The sequence below is a fragment of the Methylobacterium oryzae genome, assembly GCF_036441375.1.
GTDB classification, from domain to species: domain Bacteria; phylum Pseudomonadota; class Alphaproteobacteria; order Rhizobiales; family Beijerinckiaceae; genus Methylobacterium; species Methylobacterium oryzae_A.
In genome coordinates this window covers 731,142-756,420 of record NZ_MLCA01000006.1, presented here as the reverse complement: position 1 = coordinate 756,420, position 25,279 = coordinate 731,142, and the positions used below count along the sequence as shown (strand labels likewise).

Annotated in this window: 23 protein-coding genes and 2 pseudogenes; 13 read left to right on the top strand and 12 right to left on the bottom strand. The window is 68.9% G+C overall.

Going from position 1 to position 25,279, the window contains the following annotated elements:
* Nucleotides 1–60 precede the first annotated feature (60 nt).
* A complete protein-coding gene (locus tag MOTC310_RS14150) occupies nt 61–276 on the bottom strand; it encodes a hypothetical protein (protein ID WP_331292486.1) in 216 nt (71 codons plus the stop codon).
* 35 nt (nt 277–311) lie between these two features.
* Nucleotides 312–554 (bottom strand): hypothetical protein, encoded by a 243-nt coding sequence (locus MOTC310_RS14145; protein ID WP_331292485.1) that lies wholly within the window; start codon nt 552–554, stop codon nt 312–314.
* A gap of 186 nt (nt 555–740) precedes the next feature.
* On the opposite strand from MOTC310_RS14145, the gene MOTC310_RS14140 reads away from it, so the two are divergent.
* The 3 genes from MOTC310_RS14140 (at nt 741) to MOTC310_RS14130 (ending at nt 4,735) form a co-directional block, all read left to right on the top strand.
* Entirely contained in the window at nt 741–941 is a 201-nt protein-coding gene (locus MOTC310_RS14140) for a hypothetical protein (RefSeq protein ID WP_331292484.1), read from the top strand.
* Between the two features lie 285 nt (nt 942–1,226).
* Nucleotides 1,227–3,068 carry an ATP-binding protein gene (locus tag MOTC310_RS14135; RefSeq protein ID WP_419539899.1) on the top strand — a complete coding sequence of 614 codons (1,842 nt, stop codon included), beginning with the start codon at nt 1,227–1,229 and terminating at the stop codon, nt 3,066–3,068.
* Nucleotides 3,065–4,735, top strand: coding sequence for a putative bifunctional diguanylate cyclase/phosphodiesterase (locus MOTC310_RS14130; RefSeq protein ID WP_331302200.1), 1,671 nt, complete (start codon nt 3,065–3,067; stop codon nt 4,733–4,735). The genes MOTC310_RS14135 and MOTC310_RS14130 overlap by 4 nt, the downstream gene beginning before the upstream one ends.
* An 81-nt stretch (nt 4,736–4,816) precedes the next feature.
* Here the strand turns inward: MOTC310_RS14130 and MOTC310_RS14125 are convergent, their stop codons facing one another.
* Nucleotides 4,817–6,679, bottom strand: coding sequence for a Hint domain-containing protein (locus MOTC310_RS14125; RefSeq protein ID WP_331302199.1), 1,863 nt, complete (start codon nt 6,677–6,679; stop codon nt 4,817–4,819).
* Nucleotides 6,680–6,757: 78 nt separating this feature from the next.
* Between MOTC310_RS14125 and MOTC310_RS32800 the strand changes: the two are divergent.
* Together MOTC310_RS32800 and MOTC310_RS14120 are read left to right on the top strand one after the other, a co-directional pair.
* Nucleotides 6,758–7,902: pseudogene (locus tag MOTC310_RS32800) on the top strand (chemotaxis protein CheB).
* Nucleotides 7,880–8,062, top strand: coding sequence for a hypothetical protein (locus MOTC310_RS14120; protein WP_331302198.1), 183 nt, complete (start codon nt 7,880–7,882; stop codon nt 8,060–8,062). Before MOTC310_RS32800 ends, MOTC310_RS14120 begins: the two are co-directional and overlap by 23 nt.
* Nucleotides 8,063–8,206: 144 nt before the next feature.
* Here MOTC310_RS14120 and MOTC310_RS14115 read toward each other — a convergent pair whose 3' ends face one another.
* The 4 genes from MOTC310_RS14115 to MOTC310_RS14100 all read right to left on the bottom strand — a co-directional run bounded on the left by MOTC310_RS14115 (nt 8,207) and on the right by MOTC310_RS14100 (nt 13,791).
* Nucleotides 8,207–8,602, bottom strand: coding sequence for a response regulator (locus tag MOTC310_RS14115; protein ID WP_331302197.1), 396 nt, complete (start codon nt 8,600–8,602; stop codon nt 8,207–8,209).
* A gap of 18 nt (nt 8,603–8,620) precedes the next feature.
* Nucleotides 8,621–12,121 (bottom strand): CheR family methyltransferase, encoded by a 3,501-nt coding sequence (locus MOTC310_RS14110; protein ID WP_331302196.1) that lies wholly within the window; start codon nt 12,119–12,121, stop codon nt 8,621–8,623.
* Nucleotides 12,122–12,240: 119 nt separating this feature from the next.
* The gene (locus tag MOTC310_RS14105) at nt 12,241–13,263 is read right to left on the bottom strand and encodes a chemotaxis protein CheB (RefSeq protein WP_331302195.1); all 1,023 of its coding nucleotides are present in this window, start codon (nt 13,261–13,263) and stop codon (nt 12,241–12,243) included.
* A gap of 315 nt (nt 13,264–13,578) precedes the next feature.
* Complete coding sequence (locus tag MOTC310_RS14100) at nt 13,579–13,791, bottom strand: hypothetical protein (RefSeq protein ID WP_331302194.1); 213 nt, start codon at nt 13,789–13,791, stop codon at nt 13,579–13,581.
* 433 nt (nt 13,792–14,224) lie between these two features.
* Between MOTC310_RS14100 and MOTC310_RS14095 the strand changes: the two genes are divergently transcribed.
* Both MOTC310_RS14095 and MOTC310_RS14090 read left to right on the top strand, forming a co-directional pair.
* A complete protein-coding gene (locus tag MOTC310_RS14095; RefSeq protein ID WP_331302193.1) occupies nt 14,225–15,022 on the top strand; it encodes a Crp/Fnr family transcriptional regulator in 798 nt (265 codons plus the stop codon).
* Nucleotides 14,991–15,467, top strand: coding sequence for a hypothetical protein (locus tag MOTC310_RS14090; RefSeq protein ID WP_331302192.1), 477 nt, complete (start codon nt 14,991–14,993; stop codon nt 15,465–15,467). The genes MOTC310_RS14095 and MOTC310_RS14090 overlap by 32 nt, the downstream gene beginning before the upstream one ends.
* On the opposite strand, the gene MOTC310_RS14085 is transcribed toward MOTC310_RS14090, so the two are convergent.
* On the bottom strand, nt 15,363–16,463 hold the full coding sequence (locus MOTC310_RS14085) for an ABC transporter transmembrane domain-containing protein (RefSeq protein WP_331302191.1): 1,101 nt from the start codon (nt 16,461–16,463) through the stop codon (nt 15,363–15,365). The two genes, MOTC310_RS14090 and MOTC310_RS14085, sit on opposite strands and share 105 nt — an antisense overlap.
* Before the next feature lie 211 nt (nt 16,464–16,674).
* Here MOTC310_RS14085 and MOTC310_RS14080 point away from each other — a divergent pair, with 211 nt between their 5' ends.
* The 3 genes from MOTC310_RS14080 to MOTC310_RS14070 are packed head-to-tail and all read left to right on the top strand — an operon-like array spanning nt 16,675 to nt 18,698.
* Nucleotides 16,675–17,490, top strand: a complete 816-nt coding sequence (locus tag MOTC310_RS14080; RefSeq protein ID WP_331302190.1) for a universal stress protein — start codon at nt 16,675–16,677, stop codon at nt 17,488–17,490.
* Nucleotides 17,490–17,822 carry a c-type cytochrome gene (locus MOTC310_RS14075; protein ID WP_331302189.1) on the top strand — a complete coding sequence of 111 codons (333 nt, stop codon included), beginning with the start codon at nt 17,490–17,492 and terminating at the stop codon, nt 17,820–17,822. Before MOTC310_RS14080 ends, MOTC310_RS14075 begins: the two co-directional genes overlap by 1 nt.
* Before the next feature lie 15 nt (nt 17,823–17,837).
* Complete coding sequence (locus MOTC310_RS14070) at nt 17,838–18,698, top strand: universal stress protein (protein WP_331302188.1); 861 nt, start codon at nt 17,838–17,840, stop codon at nt 18,696–18,698.
* A 213-nt stretch (nt 18,699–18,911) separates the two neighbouring features.
* On the opposite strand, the gene MOTC310_RS14065 is transcribed toward MOTC310_RS14070, so the two are convergent.
* The 3 genes from MOTC310_RS14065 to MOTC310_RS14055 are packed head-to-tail and all read right to left on the bottom strand — an operon-like array spanning nt 18,912 to nt 20,726.
* Complete coding sequence (locus MOTC310_RS14065) at nt 18,912–20,246, bottom strand: NRAMP family divalent metal transporter (protein ID WP_331302187.1); 1,335 nt, start codon at nt 20,244–20,246, stop codon at nt 18,912–18,914.
* Nucleotides 20,243–20,500: a hypothetical protein gene (locus tag MOTC310_RS14060; RefSeq protein ID WP_331302186.1), complete on the bottom strand. Its 258-nt coding sequence runs from the start codon at nt 20,498–20,500 to the stop codon at nt 20,243–20,245. The genes MOTC310_RS14065 and MOTC310_RS14060 overlap by 4 nt, the downstream gene beginning before the upstream one ends.
* Before the next feature lie 10 nt (nt 20,501–20,510).
* Nucleotides 20,511–20,726, bottom strand: coding sequence for a hypothetical protein (locus tag MOTC310_RS14055; RefSeq protein ID WP_331293295.1), 216 nt, complete (start codon nt 20,724–20,726; stop codon nt 20,511–20,513).
* Nucleotides 20,727–21,478: 752 nt separating this feature from the next.
* On the opposite strand from MOTC310_RS14055, the gene MOTC310_RS14050 reads away from it, so the two are divergent.
* The 3 genes and pseudogenes from MOTC310_RS14050 to MOTC310_RS14040 all read left to right on the top strand — a co-directional run.
* A complete protein-coding gene (locus MOTC310_RS14050; protein ID WP_331302185.1) occupies nt 21,479–21,850 on the top strand; it encodes an SPW repeat protein in 372 nt (123 codons plus the stop codon).
* A complete protein-coding gene (locus tag MOTC310_RS14045; protein ID WP_419539898.1) occupies nt 21,847–22,197 on the top strand; it encodes a c-type cytochrome in 351 nt (116 codons plus the stop codon). The genes MOTC310_RS14050 and MOTC310_RS14045 overlap by 4 nt, the downstream gene beginning before the upstream one ends.
* Nucleotides 22,198–22,702: 505 nt before the next feature.
* Nucleotides 22,703–23,605 (top strand): annotated as a pseudogene (locus MOTC310_RS14040) (3'-5' exonuclease); the annotation flags it as partial.
* Between the two features lie 219 nt (nt 23,606–23,824).
* Here MOTC310_RS14040 and MOTC310_RS14035 read toward each other — a convergent pair.
* Entirely contained in the window at nt 23,825–24,955 is a 1,131-nt protein-coding gene (locus MOTC310_RS14035; RefSeq protein ID WP_331302184.1) for a M20 family metallopeptidase, read from the bottom strand.
* Nucleotides 24,956–25,279: the final 324 nt, after the last annotated feature.

The following is a 25,279-nucleotide window of genomic DNA, read 5'->3' as shown; positions in this document are numbered from 1 at the left end:
TCAGAGCACCCGAGCCTGTACGCCCGCCCGGGCGGGCGGCGCAAGACTCACCCGCGAGCGCTACGACTCCGGCGGATGGCCGATGTCGATATGAGGCTGACCCGCATCGACCAGGGCACGGTCAACGGCCTCGATGGCGAGCAGGGTCCGGGTCAGGTCCTCGGCCATGGAGATCGGCGCCACGTCGAGGCCGCCCAGGCGCCGGGCGATGGCGTTCCGCTGGCGGGCCAGGGCGGCGCGCGCCCGGTTCAGATCCTCGATCTCGTCGGCGGTCATCCGCACTCCATCCCGTCAGGGTTCCGGTCTCGCGCTCAGGCCCCGGGCGTCCAGTCGATGTCGGGCCGCTGGGCCAGCATGCGTTCGAAGTAGTTGGCCACGGCCTGCGCACCGTCCGTGTGCATCATCGCGACCGGATGCGCGAGGTAGGCGCGGGCGAGATCGAGGGGAATCCGGCCGTCCCGGAGCGCGCTCAGCACCTCGTCGATGAAGGCGTCATTGGCCTCGTTGAAGTCGCTCGACAGCTTCTTGCGGTCGTTGAGGGCCTTGATCGGCATGCAGCATCCTTGTCGCTCGGCGCCCGGATCGCGCCCGGCCAGAGAGCCCGAACCGGGCCGCGGCGCGGAATGTTCCAGTCATAGAACCCGACGGAAAGGCCCAAATGGTGTGCGCGCCCACACCGGTCGGTAACCGTCCACACACAACCCGTGGAGCGGAGTTCCGCGCTGGGGCGTTTACGGGTCATGACGACCGATATCGCGCGCTCTCATACCGTCGAGATCGTTCCGTGTGTGGACGATCCCCGCTGTTTCCGCTGGGTCATCCGCAGCCGCGGTGGCGCTGTGGTGGAACACTCGCCCTACGCGTTCGTGACGCAGAACGGCGCCCGGATATCCGGCGAGTGCTGGATGCGCGAGCATTTCGGCGACGGGCAGCCCGCCTAGGATCCAGCGCGGCCGGGCCGCGATCGAGTCCGGCGACACACCTGCGACGCCCGCGGTGTCGTACGGGCCGCGCCAGCGTGAATCCCGCTTTCCGCGGACACGGCAAGCCGGGTCGCGTCCGGAGCCGCCGCCGCGATCATGCCGATCGCAAATACAACCTTGCCGATAACCGTGTGCCGTAAGCCATCGGTTAAGCATTGTCTGGCCGCGCTCATCCCTTTGTCAGAACTTTAATCACGCAGCCCCAATATCGGGCAGCTTCTGTTTCGCACCAGGGTACAGACGATGTTGAGCGGCGACGGAACGGTCCGGCACGACGATGCCGCGTCGCATATGGGCGCTGTGACTTCCATCGAGGGATCGAAGGTTCACCTGGAACTCATCGTCCAGAACGGCCGGCCCAAGACACGGGTCACCGTCGGCAACCTGGTCCGGATCCGGGCCGGGGACGCCGTCCTCGTCGGGATCGTCACCACGCTGTCCTCGGGCAGCGAGCGCGGGCACAGTCCGGGCGCCTACGCGAGCCTCGACCTGCTCGGCGAGATCGTCGCGGCGCACGGCGCGCAGCGCTTCAGCCGGGGCGTCACCTGCTACCCCGCGATCGGCGACACCGTCGAACTCCTGTCGGCGGCCGACCTCCGGATCGTCCACCAGGTGTCGGCGACCAGCACGGCGGCCGTGGGCGCGCTCTATCAGGACCCGGATACCCCGGCCTGCATCAAGATCGACGACCTGCTGTCGAAGCACTTCGCGGTGCTCGGCGCCACCGGGGTCGGCAAGTCCAGCGGCGTCACCGTCATCCTGGACGAGGTGATGCGGGCCAAGCCGGCCGTTCGCGTCTTCCTGCTGGACGTGCACAACGAGTACGCCGCCAGCTTCGGCGACCGGGCGAGCGTGATCAGCCCGCGGACCCTCAAGCTACCGTTCTGGCTGTTCAACCTCGAGGAGATCGCCGACGTCATCTACGGCGGGCGCCCGGCCGTCGACGAGGAGATCGAGATCCTCGCCGAGGTGATCCCTTTGGCGAAGAGCAAGTACGGGCAGTACAAGGAGGCCAGCGACCGCCAGATCGTGAAGCGGTCGTTCGGCAAGGGCGCCGGCTACACGGTCGACACGCCCGTCCCCTACATGCTGCAGGACCTGCTCGCCCTCATCGACGAGCGGATGGGGCGGCTCGAGAACCGCGTCTCGCGGATGCACTATCACCGGCTGATCACGCGGATCGAGGCGATCCGGAACGATCCCCGGCACGGCTTCATGTTCGACAACGCCAATGTCGGCGGCGACATGATGGGTGAGCTCCTGGCGCACCTGTTCCGGCTCGATCCCGACGGGCGGCCCATGACGATCATGCAACTCGCCGGCCTGCCGATGGAGGTCGTCGACGCCGTCGTGTGCGTCCTGTGCCGGCTCGCCTTCGAGTTCGGCATCTGGAGCGAGGGCGCCGTCCCGCTGCTGTTCGTCTGTGAGGAGGCCCACCGCTTCGCCTCGGCCGACCGCTCGGTCGGCTTCACGCCGACCCGCCGCGCCCTGGCGCGGATCGCCCGCGAGGGCCGGAAGCACGGCGTGCATCTCGGCCTCGTCACCCAGCGCCCGGCCGAGCTCGACGCGACGATCATGTCGCAATGCAGCACCCTCTTCGCCATGCGGATGACCAACGCGCGCGACCAGGCGTTCCTGGCCGCCGCGGTCTCGGACGCCGCCAACCTGCTCACCTTCGTGCCGTCGCTGGGCACCGGCGAGGTCATCGCCTTCGGCGAGGGCGTCCCGATCCCGGCCCGGATGACGTTCCGGCCGCTCCCGTCGGCCCGCCAGCCGCGCAACGACACGAGCGGCCGCGCCACCGAGGATGGGGCGACCGTCGCCGGCGCCGCCTTCGTGGGCGCCGTCGTCGAGCGCTGGCGGGGCGCCACCATGAACAAGGGCGTCGGCCATGACGCCGATCCGGGTGCGGCCGCGCGGCTCGGGCGCGAGACGGCCCCGGACACCCCGCACGGCGGCGCCCTCGAGCAGGTGCACCGCCGGCTGCTCCGCCGCCCCCTCGAAGCCGGCGACAGCGCCGCCCAGACCGGTGGCCAGACCGGCGCCCAGCCTGCCAAGACCCTGTGGCAGCAGGGCGGGGCATGAGCGAGCCCGCATCCACGGAGCGTCAGACCCTGCTCGAAGCCGCCATCCAGGCGCTTCCGGTCGGCGTCGTGGTCCATGACCGGCAGGGCCATTGCATCCTGGCCAACGCCGCCGCGCGCGCCCTCGGGGACAGGGCCATCCAGGCGCTTCCCGCCGCGGCGGCCGGCGACCGGGGCGCCGCGAATGTCGAGGTCATCGATGACCGGATGGTCGAGGTGCAGACGCGGGCGGTCGACGAGAGCCGCGCCGGCTTCACCCTCACGACCCTGAGCGACGTCACCCACCATCACCGGCTCCAGCGGGAGCTGATCACCAAGGCCTTCTTCGACGCCCTGACCGGCCTGCCCAACCGGACGATGTTCGAGCAGAGCATCGCGGATGTTCTGGCGGGATCGGCGCCGGGAGACCGGTTCGCCCTGGCGTTCATCGATCTCGACAACTTCAAGCACATCAACGACTATTACAGCCACGCCGCAGGCGACGCCCTGCTGCGCAAGGTGGCGGACCGCATCGGCGGCGCGCTGCGCCCGAGCGACCTCCTGGCGCGGATCGGCGGCGACGAGTTCGTGCTCCTGCTCGCCCCCGTCACGGACCGGGACGAGGCGCTGGCCGCCGTTCGCGCGATCTCGGAGCGCCTGAAGCAGCCTTTCTTCATCGACGGGCACGAGATCTTCGCCTCCGCCTCCATCGGCCTCAGCCTCTTCCCGGAACACGGCGACACTTACGAGATCCTCGCGCGGCAGGCCGACAACGCGATGTATCGGGTGAAGGGCGAGCTGAAGGGCGGCGTCAGCGTCTTCGACGACGCGATGAGCCAGGCCGCCACGGCCCGCATGGCCGTGGAGCAGCGCCTCCGGCTGGCGATCCGCGATCGCTGCTTCTGCTGCGCCTTCCAGCCGAAGGTCGACATGCGCAGTCACGCGGTGACGGGCGTCGAGGTGCTCCTGCGCTGGCGCGACGAGCTCGGCATGATCCAGGCGCCCGGCGACTTCATCGCCCTCGCCATCGAGCTGGGACTCATCAATGAGATCACCCTCCAGCTCCTGTCCGAGACCGTGCGGGCGATGCCCGATATCGACGAGGTGTTCGGACCCGACGTCACCGTGAGCCTCAACATCGCCGCCAAGCAGGCCTGCGACGTGCCGTTCATGACCGCCTTCTGCGCGGCTGTGGGCGAGACCGGACTCGCGGAGCGCTTCGTGCTCGAACTGACCGAGGAGGCCTTCTTCACGACCGGTCGCTTCCAGCGCGAGGTTCTGCCGAAGATCCGGGCGATCGGCGCGCGGGTCTCGATCGATGATTTCGGCGTCGGCTACTCGTCCCTGTCGGCGCTCGCGGACATTACCGCGGACGAGCTCAAGATCGATCGCTCGTTCATCACCGACATCGACAAGCGCCCGCGCAGCCAGATCGTCCTGAAGGCGATCGAATCGCTCGGTGCGGCGCTGGGCATGACGGTGGTGGCCGAGGGCGTCGAGACCTTCGAGGAGGTCGCCTACTTGCTCGGCGCGACGCAGATCCGCTGCGCCCAGGGCTACTACTTCGCGCGGCCGCTGCTGCTCGACCAGATCCGGCAGGCCGAGCCGCGCATGTCCGGGTCGCGCGTCCCCGCGGCGCGCAGCCGCGCCTCGGACCTGCGCGCGTCCAGCCTGATGCGGCGCGCCTGATTTCCGCCGCGCGACGCACGGGGCTCCCCTGAACGGGCGGGCTTCAACGGGCGGCCTGACCGGCTCGCCGCTCGCGGCGCGCTAGGCGGCCAGCAGAGGCCGCCACACGCCCGCCGCGTCGGTGGCCATGGCGCAGATCACCGTCTCGTCGGCCGAGCGGCGCACCTCGACCACGTGCGGCACGCCGGGGGCGAGGGCCGCCTGGACGCCGAGGTCGAAACCGTGCCGGCCGTCGCCCACACCCGCCGCCGCGATGTCGGCGCGGTACTCCGCCGCCACCGTCACCGCCACGATCGTGCCATCGACCACGATGTCCAGGCACACGGGGGCCTCGGGCTGCGCCGCATCGTGGGCCCAGCCGGCCACGCGCAACGCGCCGTCCGCGCGGAGCGCGCAGCGGTCCAGCCACGCCCGCACGGCGCCCGGATGCCCCGGAGCGGACGAGGCGCCGGCGCGCCGGATCAGGCGCCTGCGCAGCGCGGCGAGTTCGGGACCGAGCTCGGTGCGCGGCGCGTAGGGCGGCGGGGCCATCGCGGTGACGCCGGTATCCGGGCTGTCGAAGAGCCCGCGGATGCCGGGAGCAGGCAGGAAGCTCTCGGCCGGCACGCCCTCCGCCATCAGGAGGTCGTGTCCGTCGAGCTCGACATGCCAGTAGGTGAGATCCCGGACGGGCTCGCCGCGGGTGATGCTGGTGCCGTTGACGAGGTGGCCAGCGGCGACGAACAGCCCGTCCAGCCACACGGCGTGGTCGGGCGAGACGAGCAGATCGCGGGCGGGGACGCCTTCGTGGAGCGCGCCGGCCCGGATGCGCACCGGCCGTACGCTCGGCAGGGCCGACAATCCGGGATAGGTGCGCCTGCCGATCCACCGGATCGGGCGGCGCAAGCCACCCGCGGTGACGACGCGGTCGCCGACCGCGAGTTGCTCGACAGCCACGTCGCCGCGGTCTGTCCTGATGGACGTGCCGGTGCAGTAGCAAGGCGCGTTGTCCGGCGGAGCGGGCGACTGAGCCGTACCCGACGGCGCTCGGGTCGACCCATTCGACTCATTCGCGCCCGATGCAGGCCCCGTCGATCCGGAGCTCGCCCCGGTCACACCGGCACCGGACCGGGCAGCGGCCGTCGCCCCGTACAGGCCGGGATCCCGGCCGTCCGGCGAGGATACGCGGTCCTGTGGCACCGCAGCGGCGTTCGGATCGTTCGAATAGACGCGAATGTAGTCGATACTCGAGCTGAAACGGCTGCCCGTCGTGGCCGTGCTCTGCACAGCGAGGTTGGCCAGCAGGAACATGGGACTGTGCAGGTCGGACGGCGTCGCCTGCGAACCGACGGGCTGACCGTCCACGTAGAAGCTGATGCGATCCGCCTGCCAGTTCACGCCGTAGGTATGATACCCGTTCGGGTTGGGCATCTCGCTGTAGACTTGGCGCGTCTGCTGCCACGTCGTTCCCGCCGGCTGCGGGTCGGTCGTGTGGATCGTACTGTAGACGCCAGGGTCATTGTTTCCGTAGTGCTCGACGACGTCGAGCTCCTGGTGGCCGTTGGTGCTGCTCGATTGCGGGCTCTGCTGATTCGGCAACAGCCAGAAGGCGTCCCAGGCATCGGGATTGTTGGAGAAGTCCGCGCGGATCTCGAAGTAGCCGTAAGTCTGCGAGAAATTGCCCTGCGTACTGATGAGGCCGGACTGCCAGCTCCCGGGATAGCCCGAAGAACTCGTCCCAGGGGGTGCCGCCGTGATCGTGAGAACACCGTTCTGGACGCTGAACGGATCGTAGCCGGACCCGGAGTCGAGGAACGAAGACCGGCCGAAGCCGATGTCGGAATTGGCGTCATACCGCCACTCGGCACGGATATCCCGGTACGTGGTGCCGACGCCGTTCTGCGAGATGCTGCGCGCGTTGAACTCGTCGTCGAAAGTCAGGCGATAGCCAGTAAGATCAACCATCGACGCCGTCTCATCACCGTTCTGGTTCGCCAGAAATGGCGCGCTCTCAAATCAAGATTGCTTTCAAGCAATCCGCGGATGGTTAACAATATCCTATCTATCGCGCCGGCGAGGTGGGCACCGGCCGCCCCGGGCCGCCGCGTAAACTCCCGTCGGTCACGGGGCTCGCTCGACCACGGAAAGATGACATGGTTAAGGCTGACTAGCGCCGTCGGGCGCGACGCGCAAATCAGTCACCGTGCCCGACGGCCGGATTCGATCTCGCCGACGATCAGTCGAATCGATGCGCGGGATGCCCGGGTCGGGCTGCGAACTCGACCCGTTTCGGACCCTGGCGGTACCGGTCGGTGGCGGAAATCGAGTCTCAGCGCGCAAGCTCTATGTCGGGATGTGCCGAGCCTGCAGGCGCTCGTCGCGGGCCTGCGCGCCGGTCTGAACGCGGCTGTGTTCAACGTCCTGCACATCGATCCGTTTGCGACCAGCCATCTCGCTGACATTCTTGATCGGAGTGGGCCGCTGCCGGCCATGCCCGCTCGAGATGGCGAGCAGATCCGCGCGGGTCGGATCTGTTCGCCCCGCCCGACCGCCACCTGCTCGTCGAGGCCGACCGCGTCGACGTCAAACACGGGCCCAGGGAGAACCGCTTCCGCCCGTCCATCGACGCGCTGTTGCGGTCGGCGGCTCAGACCCGCAAGGAGCGGGTGATCGGCACTGTGCTCGCCGGCCTGCTCAACGACGGCACCTCGGGCCTGTGGAGCATCACGCGTCTCAACGGTACGACGATCGTGCAGGATCCCGGCGAGGCCGACATAGACAGTATGCCCCTCGGCGCTCGCGCCGGGGCCGATCGACCACATCCGGCCCGCGGCCGGGATGGGGCCGCTCGCTGGGCAGGCGGTCCGCGGACCGCCGAACAGCGCCGTCTCAGTGCCGCAGGAATTGGCCGAACGGAGGGAGGCCGAGATGGCTCTTGCCGGTTCTCAGAACCCGTTCCGTCGCGGGATCATGCATTACGGCGAGCGCACAGGTCTCACCCGCCCGGGGGTCGCGGGGCGCTGGTGAGGACCAGGGAAGGAGCCTCCGCGCGGTTCCGCTGCCACGCGGGCCACGGCTTCACGGCCGACGCGTTCCTCTTCGGCATCACCCGAACAGCCGAAGAGGCGCTCTGGGGCGCGACACGCGCGTCGGGGGATGGGGTTGATGCGGCAGGACGGCATGGTTGATCAGCTGAACGAGCAAGGCCGGCCGGAAGAGGCTGAGCGCCTGATGCAGGCAGGCCGTGAGCGGGAGCAGCGGGCGCTGGCCGTCCGGGAGCTAGCGCCCCAGCAGGAGACGATGAGCACGGACGCGCTCAGGCGCGGGAAAAAAGCCTGGACAGCGTGAAGTCATCCACGGCACAACTCTTTCAAGTACAACACAGTTTATAGTTTGATGCACCGAGCGAGACAGCGCGATCTCAGTCGGTTTGTGAAATCAGCGTCGCGCGCGATGGTGCAAAAAATCTGCCGCTGCCGCTACGCGGGCGGCTCAGTGCTGGCTGACCTCGTTCGACAGGACCCGAGCGAGCGTATCCATCTGCACCGGCTTCTCGCAGCGCTGAACGTGCGCGTAGCGTGTGGGGATCACGCTCTCCTCATAGCCCGTGGCGAAGACGAACGGCACGCCGCGCACCTCCAGAGCGTCCGCGACGGGAAAGACCATGACATCGCGCAGATTGATGTCGAGCACGGCCGCGTCGATCTCCGAGCTGGCCGCTACCAACGCCAAGGCTTCGTCGACGGTCGCCACGGGACCGAGCACCTCGGCGCCCCTCCTCGACAACATCCGTCGCATCTCGTCAGCGATGAGGTAATCGTCCTCGACCAGGAGCACCTTGTGACCCGACAGCGCGTCCGGCTCGCGGCTCGGCGTATCCATCGTCATTCGCTCTCTGATGAAGCCTCAGGCCAGTGGAAGCTCGATGAGACAACGTACTTCGACCTCGCCCAGTTCGTAGCGCGTCGTGGCATCGAGCGCGTATGGCAGCGCGTTCTCGATCAGTTCGCGGCCGTAGCCGTTCTTCGGAGCCGTGGTTCCCGTCCCGTGATGACGGTCGATGCCGGTCTCGACCCACTCCAGCACGAGCCGCGGCCCCTGTCCGTCGCTCTCGTGTGTCCACCACCTGACGCTGAGCTGGCCGTGCGCGTTCGAGAGCGCGCCGTACTTGCGGGCATTGGTGGCCAGCTCGTGCAGGGCCAGCGCGAATGTCTGCACCGTCGCCTTGCGGATGCGGACGTCGGGGCCGTCCAGCACGACGCGCTCCTGCAGGTTCGCGGCTGCGAGCGCGTCGAGTTCACTGCGGATCAGTATCCCGAGCGTGATCGGCTCATCTCCCGCGCGCGAGAGCAGCCCCTGAACGCGCGAGAGGGCGGCCAACCGCTCGTTGAACGCCGCCCCGAACGCGGCGAGGGTATCGCTCGCCGCCAGCGTCTGCTGTGCGATCGAGTTCACCACGCCGAGTAGGTTTCGGGTGCGGTGCTGAAGCTCGGCGACCATGACGTGCTGCTGCTCCTGCATCCGGCGCAGATCGTCGATGTCCGTCGAGGTGCCGAGCCACTCCACCACCTCGCCGCGCTCGCCGCGCTCGCCGCGGACCGGCATCGCCCGCGTCTGGAACCAGCGGTAGCCGCCATCGACGGCGCCGCGCAGACGTCCCTCCATCTGTAGGAGGCCGGTGCGGGTCGCATCACGCCAAGCCTCGAGGGCCGGGCTGCGGTCATCCGGGTGCAGGGCATCGAGCCAGCCATGGTTCCGGCTCTGCGCCTCAGTCTGGCCGGTATAGGTGGACCATTGCGGGCTCGCCCAGGTCCATCGCCCGTCCTCGGCCGCCCGCCAGACCAGTTGCGGGATGCCCTCGACGAGGGCGAGTAGCCGGCGCTCGCTCGCGCGCTGACGCTCCTCGGCCCGCTTGCGCTCCGTGATGTCGACGAAGGTGATCACGACGCCGGCGATGAAATTGTCGACGCTGCGGTAGGGCAGAACTCGGACCAGGTACTGCGCCCCCGTGGTCGAGTTAGTGATCTCGCGCTCGACCACGCTCAAGGTGCGCAGCACGCGCCGCGCGTCATCCTGCAGCTCTTCGTAGGCGATGCGCGACTTGATGTGGCCGATCGGCCGGCCCGCATCGGTCTCGATGAGGTGGAAGATCTCGGTGACGGCGGGCGTGTGGTTGGTGACCCGCAGCTCGTTGTCGAGGAAGATCGTCGCGATCTGCGTGCTCTCGAGGAAGTTCTTCAGGTCGCTGTTGGCTCGGCCCAGCTCCTGGACCCGGTGGCCGAGTTCGCCGTTGACCGTGGTCAGTTCCTCGTTGACGGATTGCTGCTCCTCCTTCGAGGTCTGCAACTCTTCATTGGTCGATTGCAGCTCCTCGTTGAGCGACTGGTACTCCTCGTTCGAGGATTTCAGCTCCTCGTTGGTGCTCTCCAACTCCTCGATGGTGGCCTGCAGGCGCTCGCGCGTGGCAGTGAGCTCCGCCTCGAGACGTCGGGTATGCTCAAGGCCGCCCGAAGAAACCGCGACGCTGTCGGATCCAGTGGCCGTCACCGGACCACCCTCCTTGAACAGCACGAGGTAGCCGCGCGCGTTCGGCTCGTCCCGCATGGGCTCGACGACGAGGTCGACCGACAGGCGCGTCCCGTTTTGGCCGATCTGCAAGCCGTCGGCTTGCACCGACTGGTCTGTCTCGCCGGCCTTGGTGAGGGCGGCCCGCAGGTCGAGCCTCAGATCCGGATGGGCGAGCTGCAGCAGGTTCAGAGTGGCGGCGCCGCCAGCCGGCTCGATGAAGCGCCCGGTCCTACCGGAGAAGTGCAGGACGTTGTACGACGCATCGGTGATGACGTAGGCAGGAGCGTAGCGTTCCGCTATGCGCTCGGCGCGCCGGGTCAGCGTCACACCGCTCGGTCGAATTCGCTCCTCAGCGACGATTGCGGTCCCGGTTCGACGGTCCGGCGCCACGAACGGGAAATCCGGCAGGATTCGGGTGCCGGTTTCTCGGCGCCGGAAGATGCGCGAGCGGCTGTCGATCGCCGCGAACAGATCGGCCTGGCGCGAGACGTTCTCCGCGTTGCCGAGGAACAGGGCGCCGTCAGGCTTCAGGGCGAAGTGGAACAGCGGGATGACCCGGCTCTGCAGCTCGGTGTCGAGGTAGATGAGCAGGTTGCGGCACGAGATCAGGTCGAGCTTCGAGAACGGCGGGTCCTTGATGATCGAGTGCTGCGAGAAGATGCACATCTCGCGCAGCTCCTTCACGAGGCAGTAGGTGTTGCCCTCCTTCACGAACCAGCGGGCCAACCGCTCGGGCGACATGGCCTCACTGATCGTGCTGGCAAAGCGGGCGGCGCGCGCCGTGGCCAGCGCCCGGCCATCGAGGTCGGTCGCGAAGATCTGGACCTGGGGTACGACGTCGAGCGTGGCCATGTGTTCGCGCAGCAGGATCGCCAGCGAGTAGGCCTCCTCGCCGGTCGAGCAGCCGATCACCCAGACCCGGATCCGGTCGTCATGCCCTTTGTCGGCGAAGAGCTTCGGGATCACCTCCCGTTCGAGGAACTCGAACTCCCGCGGATCGCGGAAGAACTGGGTGACGCCAATCAGAAGATCGTTGAAGAGCTCCTGCGCCTCCTCCGGCTGGCTACGCAGGACCTCGACGTACTCCTCCACCTGCGCCACCGAGAGGACCTGCATCCGACGCTGGACCCGGCGCAGGAAGGTTCCGGACTTGTAGCCGTGGAAATCATGGCCTGTCCTGTTGCGCAGCACCCCTGCGATCGCCGCGAGCGCGGCCTTGGACGCCGCGGGGGCGCTGGTGCCCTGGGTGGCGAGTTGGCGGGCGGCGGATGCCACGCGCTCGACGAGCGCATCGAGGGGCAGGACGGCGTCGGCCAACGCTGCCGGAGTGTTGCTGGAGGCGAGCTCACCGGCCCTCGCCTCGTCGGTCACTTCCGCCAGCGTGAGGCCGCCGGCCTCCTTGATGGCCTTGAAGCCGAGCGTCCCGTCCCCGTCCGTGCCCGCCAGCGCGACCGCGATGCTGCGCCCGTCCTCGTCGTGGGCGAGCGAGACGAGGAAGCTGTCGACGATGCCCCGGCCGCCGACCTCATCTGCGGGACGGGTGCGAAAGCGTCGGTTCTCGACGCCCACGACGAGGTTGGCATCCGGCAGGTAAGTGCGTCCACCCTCGATGAGCGCACCGTCCCGGACATCCGCAAGCTCAAGGCCGACCGCCGCCAGGGCGTCCCGGAACCCCTCCTCGTCGAGGGCTTCCCGATGCTGCAGGACGATGATCATCGCCAAGCCGTCCAGTCGCGGCAGGCCGGCAAGGACGTGCTGCAACGATCCGGTGCTCACGGCCGACGCGCTCAGGGCCACGAAGACTTTTGCCTGCGACGAGCTCGCTTCGACCTGGGACATGCTGGATCGCCGTGATGCGCGATGTGGGGAGAGTGGCGATGGCGGCCTGTGCGCCTCGTGTAAGCGGCGTGGGGCTCTCGTACCACGGCACGACCGCCGCGCGACGGGAACGCCGCCCCTTATTCCTCCTGCGCCCCCTCGTTTCCGGACGGTTCAGGCTCCGGCAGGGAGAGCAGGACTGCCCGGCGGATCGTGTCGGCGTATTCGCGGTACTCGGCCGCGCGCTCGTCGTACATCTCCGCCACCGCGGGTCGTCCGGAGTTTCGCCCGTCCTGTGCCATACGGGCCACGAGCTCGGCCCGCTCCTCGATAATGCGCAGTGCGACGCGCAGCGCCTCGTCGACGGCATTCTCCTGCTCCTTGGCCACCACCTCAGCCGTGTAGGCGTGACCGACCTGGCAGCGGAAGCGCAGCGGCTTGGCATCGCGAACCTTGGATAGGACGCCGCTGCAATGCGGGCAGGTCAGGGCGGCGGGATCGGCGATCCGGCGCAGTACCTCGCTGTCGACGCGCTCGCCGGCCGCGATGTCGATCTCCAGGCGGATCTCGGGCGGCACCGGCAGACGCGGTCCAGCCGGCTCCTGCACGAGGTCGGACAGGATGTCGCCAAGGCGGGCGCTCGGCACGGCGAGGTCGACGGTGACGGCCGCCATCCCGCTGAGGGGCATCTCGTCGGCGATCGCGTCCGCAGGATCCTGCACGATCGCCAAGCCGCCGCAGCGCTTGATCGCTTCCAGCCCGGCCGCGCCATCGTTGAGCAGCCCGCTGAGCAGCACGCCGATGACGCGGGAGCCGTAGGCCGCCGCGGCCGAGCGGAACAGCGGGTCGATGGACGGGCGGGCCATGTTCTCACGAGGACCGCGGCCGAGCCGCATCTGCCCGTCACGCACGATCAGGTGATGATCGGGTACGCCCAGGTAGATGTTGCCGGGCTCAATCGCCATGCCGTCGCGGGCGGCGTGGACCGGCATGTGCGCGGCCGCGGCCGTGACGGTCGCGAGCAGGCCGAGGCTGCGAGCCGGGATGTGGACGACGATGAAGATCGCCGCCGGCAGATCTGCGGGCAGCGCGCCGAGGATCACTTTAAGCGGTGCGGTCGAGCCCGACGATCCGCCGATGACGATGATGTCGCGGTTTGTCATGGCCGGTCTTCCTCAAACATTGGGCGTCAAACCCGCCTGGGTCGATCCGGGCGCCACTGGCTCGGCGACGTGGGGGCGCGGGTTGAACGCCCCCAGGGAGCTTCGTCGCGTTCAGCGTCTGCATCGTGCCCCGCCTCCGGGTTGACCCAGCGTCCGATCCGGGTCGTGCACGGGATAAGGAATGCGCAGCGCAGCCCTTCGGGCTCGCAGGTGAGGACTGAGCGCGCTGCGAGCGCGCAGGCCAGCGTCTGCCGCGTGTGTGCAGGCCCGCCTCGCCGGACGTGTCCAGGATAGTCCGCACACGCATGGTGGCGCTCAAGCGCTTGTCCTGATGCGCGACGTAGGTGTGTCGCTCTCGTCGGCGCTCTCGGCAGAGCGGTGCACGATCGTGCGCAGCATCGCTATCGTGTTGCGCACCGCGTGGCGCGGGCTGTCGGGTGCGCCGGCTCCGTCGAGCAGGCGGCGCAGGGATCCAGCGGCAGCTCGCAGAGCGACGCGCGGATCGGCCTTGTCACCGGGGTCTGTCATGCCGGGCCTCCGTGGCCGTCAGGTATCTTCGTCAAGTCGGCGCGATCATGTGGGGTTCACACCGACAGCTCGCGGTCGAGCTGGCCGGACCCCGGACATGCCCGCTTCGAGGCGGCCAGCGGCACGCTGGCGGCCGTGACGATGCCCGCCTTCCAGTATCGGTAGCCGTCCCGACGGACCTTGCGGACACCGACTCGACGGCGCGCATCCCGCGTCCCGGCGCTCTCCCGCCGGCGTCGCCCCCATCTCGCGCCTCGGTCGGCGACGGCCGCGGCCGGCGGTTTGATCCATCTCAATGTCGCGCTGTCCGAAACGACGTCAGGAGGGCCAGGATCGCGTCCGTCGGTAGAGGGTGCCTCCGACGACGTTCCTGCCGGCTCCCCCGCTCGCGAGGTTCATTCCGGCAGGATGCCCCTCGCAGACCGGGACCGCGGTGCCGAACTTCCTCATCGCCAAGCTGCAGCAGTTCACGTCGTTGTCGGATGCCGACCGCGTGGCGCTGCACGAGGTTACGGACCGGCGGCGGCAGGTCGCGGCACGCGAAGACATCGTCCGAGAGGGCGAGCCGCACGGGCCGATCCGGGCCATCCTCGATGGTTGGGCCTGCCGCTACAGGCGACTGGAGGACGGTCGCCGGCAGGTCAGCGCCCTCCTGCTGCCCGGCGACCTGTGCGACACCCACGTCACCGTACTGCGCGCGATAGACCACTCCATCGGCGCCCTCACGCCCGTCACCGTGGCCGAGATCCCCCGTGACCGGCTGGACAGGCTGGTCGGATACCATCCCCGTTTAGGCCGGGCACTGTGGCGGGAGATGCTGGCCGCCGCCTCCATCCAGCGAGAGTGGACGGTCAACATGGCCCGGCGCGAGGGAGTCGAGCGGCTCGGCCACCTGTTCTGCGCGCTGTTCCACCGGCTGCGGGCCGCCGAGCTGACGCGCGACCGGGGCTACGGATTGCCCCTGAGCCAGTCCGACCTGGCCGACGCGTCGGGCCTGACGGACGTGCACGTCAAACGCTGCCTTCAGGCTCTGCGAGACCGGGACCTGATCACGTCGCGGAGCCGGTGGCTGACCATCTTGGACCTGCCCGCTCTGCAGCGCGCTTCGGGGTTCAGCCCGGACTACTGCCACGTCGGCCGTCGGGATTCGGTCCGAGCCGCCGACCCCATCCTTTCCCTGCCGCCGGAGACCGGACGACATGAAGCGAGCCACCGCCATCCTGCTCGGTAGCGTCCTGCTGTGCAGCGTCGCCGAGAGCCAGCCAACCCCGTTCGCGCAGCCTCAATCCGGATCGGGGCCGAACTGGTCCCAGATGAGCCTCGGCAACATCATGCTGCTGATCCAGGCGCGGCATGCCAAGATCTGGTACGCCGGGCGGGCCGAAGACTGGTCCTTGCTCGACTACGAGTTGAACCACGTCTCGGATGACCTGACGGCTGCGGCGATGCTCTACCGGGAAATCCCGGTCGAGCTCGTGACCGGCGCGGACCGCCACATCGCACGCATGAAGGAGGCGGCCGGGCGGAGGGACGCAGCCGGTTTCCAGTCCGCCTTCTCCGACCTGACGAGTTCATGCAACGCCTGCCACGCAGCGGGCGGCGTCTCGTTCATCCATATCCAGACACCGACCGCCATGCCGTTCACAAACCAGAGCATTCAGTCCGGCGGCCGATGAGGGCGCGGCCTGACGCGAGAAGGTGTCCAGGGCCTGCCGGAGAAGGCCGTACTTCGCCTGTGTGACCCGCAACTCGCGAAACCAGTCGACCAACCCGCCCCAGGGATCTTTGAGCTGCTTCAGGCCGGCAACGAACGCGACGACGGTCCCGAGCTCCGTCCGGCCGTTCACGACGAGGTAGCCGCCCAGGCCCAAGGTCAGCGCCACCCCGGAATGGTGCATCAGGTTCATCAGGAAGTTCATCGAGAATTTCAGCTTGAAGATGCCCATGTTGAGCCGGAACACCCGGTCGATACGCGCGGACTGGAGCCTTGACGGCATGTATTGACGCCGGCCGATGATGCCACCGCTGATACGGCGCAAGGTGCCCGTTCTCGTGACCACGCGCCGGTTGATCGCCCGCTGCATCAGCGGCACGAAAACCGCCTGAGGCGAGAAGACCGCCAGCGCCAGGATCGCCATCAGCGGGTTGAGGTACAACATGTACCCGAACGTCCCCGCCACGATGCCGCCTTGCAGGACTGGTTCCGACACGCTCAAGCCGACGAAGCCACCCACCGGTTCCACCTCCGCCAGGACGAGCGAGACCTCCACCCCCTCGACCTCGGCCCGGTCTCCCGGCGCGAGCGCGCCGATGTCGTCCAGCAGCGTCTTGCGGAGCCGGCGCACGGCGCTCTCGCTGACGTAGCTGCGGTACACATTGAGCCCGAGCTTCAGGGCGCCCATCGAGCCGGCGGCCGCGATGTACAGCAGGGCGAGCAGGACGATGGTCCGGGCGCTTCCCCCGGGAAGCGCCTCGTTGACGATGCGCCGCTGCAGCTCGAGAGGCGCCAGGTCCGCCACGAACAGGACCATGGCCATGAGCACCAGGGCGGGCTGTTGCGACCCGCTCGCCCCCTTGATGAACGCGAGGAGCGTCCGAGGTGTGGCAAGCCTGTCGCGCTGCGGCCCGGGGCCGGGCAGACCTGAGGCCGCGATCACGAGTGCGGGCGGCATGAGACCTCCATGCCGAACCATGTCTTCAGCCGGCGAAAGGCGGCATTGCGCTCGATCAACCGATCCGGACACCGGTCCCATCCCGCTGCAGGCGGCCCGCTCCGCTCGCTCGCCGCGCGCCCTGTCCCGTTGAGATGGATCAAGGTTCAGGTCGATCGCGCGAGCGAGTGTGCCTCCACCGGGCCGGCACCCCCGGACACCGGAGGCGGACATGCGGATCTCCAACATCATGGTCTCGGTCGACCTCGGGGCCGCGACGGCAGACCGGGTCAGACTGGCGGCCGGCCTCGCCGAGCGGTTCGGGTCCATGCTGACCGGCGTCGCCGCACGCCCGGTCCTGGGCCCCATGCTGGTCGGCGACATGCGGGAGGTCGAGCGCGTCTGGGCCATCGAGGAGCGCCTGACGGACGAGCAACTCGCCGAGGCCAAAGCCCTCTTCGCGCGCGAGGCCGGGCAGGCACCCAGAACGGGTTGGCGCTCCGCACCCACCGATCCGTTGGCTCACCTCGTTGCGCAGGCGCGCACCGCCGACCTCGTGGTCGTCGGCCGGCAGGGTCCCGCCGACGGTCATCCTGGCCCGATGGGAGCGCCCACCGGCGCGCTCCTGATGGAGGTGGGCCGTCCCGTGCTCGTGGTCCCGCCAGGCATCGAGCACCTCGCGGTCAAGCGGGTCGTGGTGGCTTGGAAGGACACTCCCGAGGCACGCCGCGCCCTTCATGACGCCCTGCCATTCCTGGGACATCCCGAGCAGGTTTGCGTGGTGGCCGTGGGACCGGACGCGCAGGACGTCGGCGCCGAGGGCGCGGCCGAGTACCTGTCCGGGCACGGGATCAAAGCCACGACCCACCCGCTGCGCAAGCCGGAGATCGGCACCGCGGACGAGATCCTGCGGTTTGCCCGGCGCGAGGAGGCGGACCTCATCGTGATGGGCGCCTACGGGCACGGCCGCCTGCGCGAATGGGTCTTCGGCGGGGTCACCCGCGACATCCTGCGGGCGACCCGCGTCTGCTGCCTGATGAGCCACTGATGCGCCCGGCAACCATCCTCCTCGCCGGCCTCCTGGGATCCTTCGCGATCCTTCCAGCCGCACCCGCGACGGCCTGGGACCGGCATGTGCGGCAAGGCGAGACCCTCGCGCGGACCAGCTGCGCCCGGTGTCACGCGGTCGGGCGCCTCGGGGAGAGCCCGCTGCGGGCCGCGCCGCCTTTCCGCGAGCTGCACACGCGCTACCCCGTCGAGGATCTCGGCGAGGCGCTCACCGAGGGCATCCGCACCGGCCACCCCAGCATGCCCGAGTTCCGGTTCGACCCCGACCAGGCGGAAGACCTGATCGCCTACCTGAAGTCGCTGGAACGCTGAGCGAGGAGACCCACGATGTACCTGCGCTGCCTGCTCGTCCCCACCGCGCCAGGCGTTGACCCGACGCGCCGCCTAGACGCCGCCCTGCGCCTCGGCCGGCGCCTCAGAGCCCACATCGGCGTCTGCTTCATGGCGCCCGGGCCGGCGGACATCCTCGCCGGCATGGCGAGCCTCGTCCCCATCGATTGCCAAACCCTAGAACGCATCGAGCAGGGCGCACGCGGATCCGCGGCCGAGGGTAAGGCAGCCTTGCAGGCGTGGTGCGTGCGCGAGGGCGTGCCGCTGACTGCGAGGCCGGAGCGCCTCGATGCCACCTTCGCGACCTGGACCGAGCGCACCGGCGAGGTCGAGCCGTTGCTGACGCTGGCCGGTCGGGTCAACGACTTGGTCGTCGTGGACCGGCCCGATCCGAAGGTGCCCTTCACCGGCCGGGCGCTCGACACCGCCCTGTTCTCCGTGGGCCGGCCGACGCTGATGATCGGCGACACTGTTCCGTGCGACCTGCTCGAACACGTCGTGATCGCGTGGAACGGCAGCCTGGAGGCGACGCGGCTGATCGGCCAGTCCGTCGACCTGCTGCACGAGGCGACGCGGGTCACGGTCGTGCACGCGAGAACCGAACGCTTCGACGCGGCGCTGGCCGCGGATTTGTGCGGGTACCTTCAGTGGCACGGGGTCGTGGCCGATGCCGTCACCCTGCCGATTAAGGATGGCATCCCGGTCGGCGCCGCCATCCTGGCCGAGGCCGAGCGGCGCGGCGCCTCCATGCTGGCGCTCGGCGCCTACACTCATAGCCGGGTGCGCGAGTTCCTGCTCGGCGGCGTCACGCGGCACGTGGTCGAGCACGCACGCATGCCCGTACTCATGGCACACTGAGATCTTACGGGCTGTCGCGATGAGCCGATGACGAGTGTGGCGATCGGGTCGGCGACCCGGCCCACGGCCGCCGCGACTTCGGTCACGAACCGGTGCTCGACCATCGCGCGCCGGTCCGTCCCCTGCTCGTGCCCCTGTCCCTCTCCAGCGCCCGAATCCCGTTCCTGGTTGCGACGGGGCGAGGATGGGCCAGGCGCGCCCGGCCGCCTTGCGCTAGGTCGAGGGAAGCACGGCAGTGCCCAACATGGCGAGGACGGCCAGCAGCATGCAGGCCGTGGCCGCCCATCCGAGCAGCTTGAGCGGACCGCGCACCGCGAAGGCGCCCATGATGTCGGAGCGGGCGGCGGCCAGCATCATCACCGCCATGACAGGCACGGCGATGACGCCGTTGACCACAGCGCTCCAGTACAGCGCCCGGATCGGGTCGACTGCGCCAAGGCTGATGACCATGCCGACCAAAGTCGCGAGCGCCACGGTGCCATAGAAGGCACGCGCCTCAAGGAGGCGGCGGCCGAACCCCACGGGCCAGCGCCGCGCCTCACCGACCGCGTATGCCGCCGAGCCCGCGAGCACCGGCACCGCCAGCAACCCGGTCCCGACAATGCCGAGGGCGAAGACCGTCGCGGAGAATGGGCCCGCGAGCGGGCGAAGTGCCTCCGCGGCTTGGGCCGAGGTCTCGATGTCAATGACGCCGTGCGGGTGCAGCACGGCCGCGGTGGTGATCATGATGGCAAGCGCCACGAGGTTGGAGAAGGTCATGCCAATGACCGTGTCGACTCCGATGCGGTTGAGAGCGCTCCGGCCTTGTTCCGGTGCGTGCAGGAGGTCGCGGCGGCGTGGGAAGGCGTGCAGGTCCTCGGCCTCCTCGGCCGCCTGCCAGAAGAACAGGTACGGGCTGATGGTGGTCCCGAAAAGCGCAACCAGGGTGGTCAGGCTGGCGCCGCTGACGTCGAGGTGCGGCACGGCCATGGCCCTGCCGAGGTCCCACCAGGAAACCCGGGCAAAGATCACCACGCCCAGATAGGCGAACAGGCTCAGCGTGAGCCACTTCAAGACGGCAACGTAGCGCGCGTACCGGAGTACGAGCTGCATGTAGACACAGATGCCGGAGAACAGCGCGACGTAGAGCCAGCGCGGGCCGGGCAGCAGCAGGTCGAGGGCATCCGCCATGGCGCCGAGGTCAGCACCGAGGTTCAGGACGTTGGCGGTGAGTAGAAGGAGGACAACGACCTGGAGGAGGCCGTTCGGGTAGTGCTCGCGCAGCACGCCCGCGATGCCGTGGCCGGTGGTGCGCCCGATGCGGGCCGAGACCATCTGCACCGCCGCCATGAGCGGCAGGGTGTAGAGCATGGTCCAGCACAGGCCGTAGCCGAGCTGGGCCCCCGCCTGACTATAGGTCGCGATGCCGCTGGGATCGTCATCGGAGGCGCCGGTGATCAGGCCAGGCCCGAGCACGCGCAGCAGGCGCGGCTTCGAGGGCCCGACGGCGGGGCTCGGCGCTTCCGGATCGTCAACGGCCTCGACGGCAGCGGGGGGCGCAGTGCTCACGCCGCGATCTTCGACGGTGCGGGTGTCGCTCCTGGGCGTAGATTGCGCGCCACCTTCAAGGCCGCGGCGAGATCCTCCCGGTCGGTGCGGTAGCGGCGCCAGAGGCTCTCCAGCCAGGGCGGCCGCCCGTTGTCGACATCCGGGATGTCGGAGAACGGCACGTGGTCCATGCCGTCGAGCACCTCGATGCCGTAGCCGGTCACGACCCATTGCCGCCCTCGCCAATGTGCAGGTTCGGTTCGGGCGTGGTCCATCGCGATCTCCTCAGGCGGCCACGTCGGACAATTCGACGGCCTCACAGGTGTCGGCCCGCAGCCGCCAGTCGGCGATGCCGGCGCGATCGCAGAACATCGCCTTGGCAGCGGTGGCGGCGGCAACCTCCGAGCCAGCGGCGACGACGACGTGATGCTGTAGGGCGCGGCGGTCGTGGCCGCTGCCGTCCGGCACGACCTTGTGGAAGGTGACGAGGTACTGGCGCATCGCGGCCTCCGTTCGAGGTTCCGGTCGACCTTGAGGTCTGCGGTGACCGGCAGCCTTGATCCAGCGCAACCGGGCGGCCCGGTCCGGCGTCGGGCGCCGGGGGGAACAGTCGTTCCGGGTCCCGTCGCGCGACCGTGGCCGGCCCGAGCGGCCCGATGCGCGTGCGCCTTCCCGTTCAGTGGCCAGTACCGTTCCAGGGCGAAGCAGGTGAGCCAGGTCGACCGGCCGATCAGGAACAGGCCGTTGCGCGCCACGACCCCGGCGAACGGCCGGGCATGCGAGGCGTTCGGAGGTCAGCCGCAGCGTCTCGCAGGGCACCGGGATCGCGGTCGTGGCCAAGACGCCGCTGACCGACAGGGCGAGGAACATGCGCGGTCTCGGCTGAGCGTGGCGGCCCGTCCCTGCCCGACGGGGCGCGCGCGTCATCGTCCTCGCGCCAGTCGGCAGCCGTCGGGTCGCCTTTGACCGAGATCAACGCGACCCTCCACGGAACGGCATCTCCTGTTCGCACCGTCGCGAGGCGGGCACCGGAATGCGGGCGGTGACCATGGCCGACGTGCATGTCGCCGAGGAACTCCGGTCCACGGGCATGCTGCCCGAAGGCATCCTGGAGCGGCGGCTCGTGGCGGACGGGGCGCGGGTGCGGGCCGGGGAGCCTGTGGCCGCCTCATCGTCCTGGCCCCCGCCAGCGCGAGGATCGACCCCGGCTGCGTCATCGCCGAGGTCCAGGCCTGATATCTGGGAGGCAGACCATGTCCCGCGTCGAAACGGCCGCATCGTCGCCGACTTGGCGGACGGAGGAAATCCTACTCGGCATCGTGCAGCACGCGGCCGGAGTGGCGCTGGTGCTGGCGGCTTGGGTGCTCGTCTTCACCGGACATACCCGTGCCGCCGCGTCGGCCCTCGTGCCCGGGTTACTGATCGTCGCGCTCTACGGCGTCAACCAGATCCGCTTCCGCGCCGTCGTGGAGCGCGCGGTCCTGCTGGTCGGCGCGTGGACGCTCGTCGCGCCCTGGGCCTTCGGGTTCGCGGCGAACGACGGTGCGACTTGGTCGCACATGGTGCTCGGGGGCGCCGCCATCGCCTCGGCGGCGACATGGCTCAGGATCGCGAGGATGCCATGAGGTCACTGTGCGTCGTCCGGGTGGCCGTCCTCGCCGGCATGCTGGTCCCCCACGCAGTCCTCCCGGCCACTGCAGGTCCTGCCGAGGATCACCGGATCCGGGGCTGGACCATCGCCGCGCAACTCTGCAGCCAATGCCACGTCATCGGGCGGGAGCCCCAGCAGGGCGGCTTCGTGGGCCCCTCCTTCGTCAGGGTCGCCGACATGCTCTCGACGACGGGTCCCGCGCTCAACGTGTTTCTGCAGAGCCACCACGACCGGATGCCGAGCCTGCGCCTCGACCGAGACGAGATGGACGCGGTCATCGACTACATCTTGAGCCTCAAGGCCGAGGCGCCGAATGATTGAGATTGTGCGCCCGGCCAGGGCATCGCTGCGCAGCTTGCTCCGTGCTGCCCTGACCGAAATCCTCCGCGAGTGAAGGCGAGGAGCGTGGCGTTAATGACTTTGCCGCGCGTGCGCGCGACGCGGATGGACGTCGCGTGATGACCGCCCGGATCGCTATCACCATCATTGACCAACAAGTCTCCCGCTCTCGTGGCAGGGGCCGATAGGGATCACTCACGTCCGACGACAGGAGGTCGTCGAAGCCAACTGAGCGGCTGGCATGCCTCGCAGACGGAAAGCCGGCTTCCGGACTGGCCACCTGAACAGGCATTGGCGCTTTGAGTACGTGTTTGAGCGTCTTCTACGAGGAGTTCCTATCGGCCAATATCGGGCAAAGGCAGTGCATCGGTCTGTGGACAGGTCTGACCGCGTCTGGCCTCACTGCCCGGCCCGCAGCTAGGCTCAAGCCGATCCGCCGCGGGGACCAAGATGGTGCGCGGCCAGGGCGAACCGGACCGGGACAGCGCAGGACGTGAGCCAGCCCCTCGAGAGCATCGCTGCCGTGCTCGAAGGCACGGGTGACTACCGCGTGCTGCGCCGGCTGGAGCCGCTGGCCGATCACCCGGACGCGCCGGACGAGCCGACGTTCATCGGCCTCGTGGTCGACGTGGAAACCACCGGCACCGACTTCGCTGCCGACGAGGTGATCGAGCTCGGGATCCTGAAATTCGAGTACGGTGCCAGCGGGCGCATCTACCGGGTGCTCGACACCCTCAACCAGCTGCACGAGCCGCAGAAGCCGATCCCGCCGGAGATCGCCCGGCTGACCGGCATCACCGATGCCGATGTGGCCGGCCGGCGGATCGACGACGCGGCTGTGGCGCGGATCGCCGCCGACGCCGCGGTGGTGATTGCGCACAATGCCAGCTTCGACCGGCAGATGTGCGAGCCGCGCTGGCCGGTGTTTCGCGAGAAGAATTGGGGCTGCTCGTGCCACCAGATCCCGTGGCGGGCAGAGGGTCACGAGGGCCTAAAACTCGGCTACCTGCTGGCCGATTGCGGGCTCTTCCACCGCGGCCACCGGGCGATCGACGATTGCCACGCCCTTCTGGCACTGCTCGCCCGGCCGCTTCAGGTCTCCGGCCAGCTGGCGCTGGCCGCGTTGCTGGAGACCGCGCGCAAGCCTACGGTGCGGCTCTGGGCGCAGGGGTCTCCCATCGAGACCAAGGAGCTTCTGAAGGCGCGGCGCTACCGCTGGAGCGGCCGCCGGCGCTGCTGGTACGTCGACTTGGACGAGGATCAGATCGAGATCGAGCGGACGTTCCTGACCGAGGCGATCTACCGCCGGCCGATCAGCGATCTTCCGGCCGATCGGTTCACGGCGCGGGACCGCTACTCCGCCCGGACCAATCCCGAGAACGGCGCCTGAACGGCAAAGGTTCTGCTCGACCGGTCACTCTTCGCAGAAGGTCATCTACGGAGCTTCGCCTAGGCCGAGCCGGTCCATGGAGTGGCGCTCAGCCCAGTTATTCGCTGGCTCAGAGCGGTATTTCAGGAGCGGACCTGGGCTGGCTCTCGAGCGCGGTGGAAGGCAGCCGCGCAGGCGCCGACGCCAAGCCTCCAGGACGGCGGCGGCGGCCGATCCGCCTCATCCGGCGCGGTCGCAGCACATGCGGAGCATCAAGTCCCTGTAGATGCCCTGCGCCTCCGCGATCCGATCGACCAGGCAGTACTCATCCGTCTTATGGCACTGCGCCGCCTCGCCGGGTCCGACGATCACCGTGGCGACCCCGCCGAAGGCCGGCACGAGAGCCGACGCATCGGTGAAGTAGGGTGCCCCGGCCGGTTCCGCCGACGCCCCGGTCCGCTCTCGCAGCAGCGACAGGAGCGGAGCGGCGGAGGGATCGTCCGGCTCGGTGGCGAACCCAGGGAAGCTCGTCACGACACGGATCTCAGCCTCCGGTCCGAACAGGCGGCCGAGTTCGGCGATCAGCGCATCGTGCTTCTGCTCCGGCAAGGTCCGGATATCGACGGTGAATTCGGCGACGTCAGGGACGGAGTTGATGTTTTCTCCGCCGCGCATGGTCGTGACGCAGGCCGTGGCGCTGCCGAGCAGCGGATGACGGGCGCCGAAGTCGTGGCCCTCCAGCCTACGAATCCACTCGGCCGCCTTGCTGATGGCGTTCTCGCCCTCGTTCGGCATCGAGGAATGCGCTGTCCTCCCGCGCGCGGTTACGACGACGCGGAGAGAGCCCTTGTGGGCGAAGATGGGGGCGTTGGACGTCGGCTCGGCCACGATCAGGAGCTCGGCCTGCCCGAGGGCTCGCTCGCGGCCGACATGGAATGCGCCTTCACATCCCGTCTCCTCTCCGGCGGTGATCACGAGTGTGACACCGCGGTGGAAGGTGAGCCCGTCCTCTATCAGGTTACACGCAGCCGCCACGAATGCGGCGACGCCCGCCTTCATGTCGCTGGCACCGCGGCCGTACAGCCGGCCATCCTGCACGACCCCTTCGAAGGGGGGGAATCTCCACTCGTTCGACCCGAGTGGCACGACGTCGATGTGCCCAGTGAAGCAGAGCGGCCTGCCGCCCTCCGTCCCTGGGATGCGCGCGACCAGCGTCGGTCGATCCTTGGCGAATTCGTAGCTGGCGACGTCGAATCCGCGTTCGGTCAGCAGGCGAGCGATGAACTCGGCACATTCCCTCTCCTCGCCCGGAGGATTGATCGACCGGAACCGGATGAGTTGCTTCGCGAGTTCGAGACCGTTCAGGGGCATTGGTGCTTCCAAGTTCCGCGCCGGTGCCGGCCGCGGCTTCGCGGGTAGCTATCCTAGACGATGAAGATCCTGCGTCCTCATCGAACTTGGCCGCCGTCCGGAAGGACCCAGCGCCGTTCCGACGACCGACAGGGGTCGTGACGAGCCTGTCCGCCTCCCCTCAGGAGCGACGCAATTAAAATAGGTGAATTCGGCCGGTCCGGGCTGACCGACCTGCGGATAAGATTCTTCGGTCGGCCGAGGGAGATCGACACGAATATTGCTCACTACAAGTCGCGACGAGGAGAGAACATCTTGACACAGACACTGAACGTCGATGGCGGC

Bases quoted from the DNA above. Each gene is read 5' to 3' on its own strand.
- MOTC310_RS14150 (WP_331292486.1), bottom strand. From the start codon at position 276: ATGACCGCCGACGAGATCGAGGATCTGAACCGGGCGCGCGCCGCCCTG.
- MOTC310_RS14145 (WP_331292485.1), bottom strand. From the start codon at position 554: ATGCCGATCAAGGCCCTCAACGACCGCAAGAAGCTGTCGAGCGACTTC.
- MOTC310_RS14140 (WP_331292484.1), top strand. From the start codon at position 741: ATGACGACCGATATCGCGCGCTCTCATACCGTCGAGATCGTTCCGTGT.
- MOTC310_RS14135 (WP_419539899.1), top strand. From the start codon at position 1,227: ATGTTGAGCGGCGACGGAACGGTCCGGCACGACGATGCCGCGTCGCAT.
- MOTC310_RS14130 (WP_331302200.1), top strand. From the start codon at position 3,065: ATGAGCGAGCCCGCATCCACGGAGCGTCAGACCCTGCTCGAAGCCGCC.
- MOTC310_RS14125 (WP_331302199.1), bottom strand. From the start codon at position 6,679: ATGGTTGATCTTACTGGCTATCGCCTGACTTTCGACGACGAGTTCAAC.
- MOTC310_RS14120 (WP_331302198.1), top strand. From the start codon at position 7,880: ATGCGGCAGGACGGCATGGTTGATCAGCTGAACGAGCAAGGCCGGCCG.
- MOTC310_RS14115 (WP_331302197.1), bottom strand. From the start codon at position 8,602: ATGACGATGGATACGCCGAGCCGCGAGCCGGACGCGCTGTCGGGTCAC.
- MOTC310_RS14110 (WP_331302196.1), bottom strand. From the start codon at position 12,121: ATGTCCCAGGTCGAAGCGAGCTCGTCGCAGGCAAAAGTCTTCGTGGCC.
- MOTC310_RS14105 (WP_331302195.1), bottom strand. From the start codon at position 13,263: ATGACAAACCGCGACATCATCGTCATCGGCGGATCGTCGGGCTCGACC.
- MOTC310_RS14100 (WP_331302194.1), bottom strand. From the start codon at position 13,791: ATGACAGACCCCGGTGACAAGGCCGATCCGCGCGTCGCTCTGCGAGCT.
- MOTC310_RS14090 (WP_331302192.1), top strand. From the start codon at position 14,991: ATGAAGCGAGCCACCGCCATCCTGCTCGGTAGCGTCCTGCTGTGCAGC.
- MOTC310_RS14085 (WP_331302191.1), bottom strand. From the start codon at position 16,463: ATGCCGCCCGCACTCGTGATCGCGGCCTCAGGTCTGCCCGGCCCCGGG.
- MOTC310_RS14080 (WP_331302190.1), top strand. From the start codon at position 16,675: ATGCGGATCTCCAACATCATGGTCTCGGTCGACCTCGGGGCCGCGACG.
- MOTC310_RS14075 (WP_331302189.1), top strand. From the start codon at position 17,490: ATGCGCCCGGCAACCATCCTCCTCGCCGGCCTCCTGGGATCCTTCGCG.
- MOTC310_RS14070 (WP_331302188.1), top strand. From the start codon at position 17,838: ATGTACCTGCGCTGCCTGCTCGTCCCCACCGCGCCAGGCGTTGACCCG.
- MOTC310_RS14060 (WP_331302186.1), bottom strand. From the start codon at position 20,500: ATGGACCACGCCCGAACCGAACCTGCACATTGGCGAGGGCGGCAATGG.
- MOTC310_RS14055 (WP_331293295.1), bottom strand. From the start codon at position 20,726: ATGCGCCAGTACCTCGTCACCTTCCACAAGGTCGTGCCGGACGGCAGC.
- MOTC310_RS14050 (WP_331302185.1), top strand. From the start codon at position 21,479: ATGTCCCGCGTCGAAACGGCCGCATCGTCGCCGACTTGGCGGACGGAG.
- MOTC310_RS14045 (WP_419539898.1), top strand. From the start codon at position 21,847: ATGAGGTCACTGTGCGTCGTCCGGGTGGCCGTCCTCGCCGGCATGCTG.
- MOTC310_RS14035 (WP_331302184.1), bottom strand. From the start codon at position 24,955: ATGCCCCTGAACGGTCTCGAACTCGCGAAGCAACTCATCCGGTTCCGG.